The sequence below is a fragment of the Mesorhizobium sp. M2A.F.Ca.ET.067.02.1.1 genome, assembly GCF_004023285.1.
Taxonomy (GTDB): Bacteria; Pseudomonadota; Alphaproteobacteria; order Rhizobiales; family Rhizobiaceae; genus Mesorhizobium.
This window is the reverse complement of the sequence record NZ_RZSB01000983.1, coordinates 1-1,868: the sequence shown is the minus strand read 5'-3', so window position 1 is coordinate 1,868 and position 1,868 is coordinate 1. Positions and strand designations below refer to the sequence as shown.

Here is a 1,868-nt window from a genome sequence, read left to right as displayed (position 1 = left end):
CATGCAGCAGCGCGTATTTGCGGCCCATGGCCCCCTGCAACTCGGGAAATTCGCCGACCACCTCGGTCTGCAGATCGGCCTTGGCGAGCACGGCCGCGCGGGCGACCAAAGCGCTATCAGCGCCGACGATCGGGGCCAGTTCTTGCGCGAGCCGCCCCATGCGCTTAACGCGCTGCCCCTGCGTGCCCAGCTTGGCATGGAAGGTCACGTTGAGGTGGTCGAGTCGCGCCATGCGCTGGTCGAGCGGCTTCTTCAAATTCAGGTCGAACTTCGCAGCCGAGCCCGCGAGCTGGTCGAGGTCCGGCAGGTCGCTCTGGTCGGTCTTCCAGAAATAGAGCGCGTCGGACAGGCGCGCCCGCACCACCTTGCCATTGCCATAGGCGATCTCCTTGCCGCCGTCGTTCGCCTCGATGTTGGCGACCAGGACGAAGCGGTTCGAGAGAGCCTCGCCCGCGCCCTGCGGCCGGGTGACGAAGCATTTCTGGTTGGCGCGGATGGTGAGGCGGATGACCTCGCCCGGAATGGTGAGGAAATCCTGCTCGAATTCGCCCATCAGCACGACCGGCCATTCGACCAGGCCGGAGACTTCCTCCAGCAGGCCCTCGTCCTCGACCAGGTCGAGGCCATTGGCGAAGGCGAGATTGCGGGCGTCGTGCAGGATGATCTCCTTGCGCCGGTCGGCATCGAGCACGACCCTGGCCGCTTCGAGCTTCGCCACATAGTCGTCGAAGCGGCGCACCGTGATCGGGCCCGGCGCATGGAAGCGATGGCCATAGGTGACGTTGCCGGCGCGGATGCCATCGATCTCGAAATCGACCACGACCGGCTCCTCTGTCTCCGGACCGAAGGTGCAGACGATCGACTGCAGCGGGCGCACCCAGCGCAGCGAGCCGGGTTTTGCCGAGGCCGGCCCCCAGCGCATCGATTTCGGCCAGGGGAAGCTCTTGATGATGCCCGGCACCAGCTCGGCGATGATCTCTTCGGCCGCCCTGCCCGGCTTCGAGATGTGGGCGACGTAGAAGTCGCCTTTCTTCGGATCGGAATGGACATGCGCCTCGGCGATCGACGAGAGGCCGGCCTTGCGCAGAAAACCCTGCACCGCCTGCTCGGGCGCGGTGGTCGAGGGACCCTTGATCTCCTCGCGAATGTCCTTGGAGCGCGCCGTCAGGCCGCGGATGTCGAGCGCCAGCCGGCGCGGCGTCCAATATTCGCGCGCCGCCTCATAGGTGAGACCCGCCTCGACCAGACCGTCGGTCAGCATCTTCCTGAGGTCGCCGGCAGCCTTGCGCTGCATGCGGGCGGGGATTTCCTCGGAGCGAAGTTCCAAGAGCAGGTCAGGCATAGTTGAGCTCCCCACCCTCCCCTTGATGGGGAGGGTCGGCGCGTAGCGCCGGGGCGGGGTGGCGGCCTCTCAGCCGCCAATACCTTCGGCACCATCGCGCAGATGCAGGTGTGATTTCCGTTCTTCCACCGCCGCATAAATTGTATCGAGCACGGAATCCAGTTCGTTTTTTATCTCATGGTTCCAGAAGCGGACGACGCGATAGCCCTGGCTTTCAAACCATCGTGTTCGAACTTCATCATGGCGAAGTTGATCATCGGCACTGTGGTGGGAGCCATCCACCTCGATGATCAATTTCAGCCGATGGGATAAGAAGTCGGGGTAATAGGCGCTCACAGACGCCTGTCGGCGGAAATGCGTCCCTTCGACCGGGATGCGCCACAGGTGCCGCCACAGCAGTCGTTCTTCGTCCGTCATCGAGGCGCGGAGCCTTCGCGCAGACTGCAACTTGAAACGGCCAAGTTTTGGCATAGGGAAGCGCCAGTCACCCCCACCCGCCGCTTCGCGGCGACCTCCCCCATCAAGG

At 64.5% G+C, this 1,868-nt stretch carries 2 protein-coding genes; both read right to left on the bottom strand.

Going from position 1 to position 1,868, the window contains the following annotated elements; genetic code table 11:
- On the bottom strand, window positions 1-1,342 hold a 1,342-nt coding region (glyS, locus tag EOA28_RS34485), incomplete at its 3' end, for a glycine--tRNA ligase subunit beta (protein ID WP_128315780.1).
- A 69-nt stretch (window positions 1,343-1,411) separates the two neighbouring features.
- Window positions 1,412-1,868 (bottom strand): DUF559 domain-containing protein (locus EOA28_RS34480; RefSeq protein WP_348633450.1); only part of this gene is annotated, 457 nt, incomplete at its 5' end.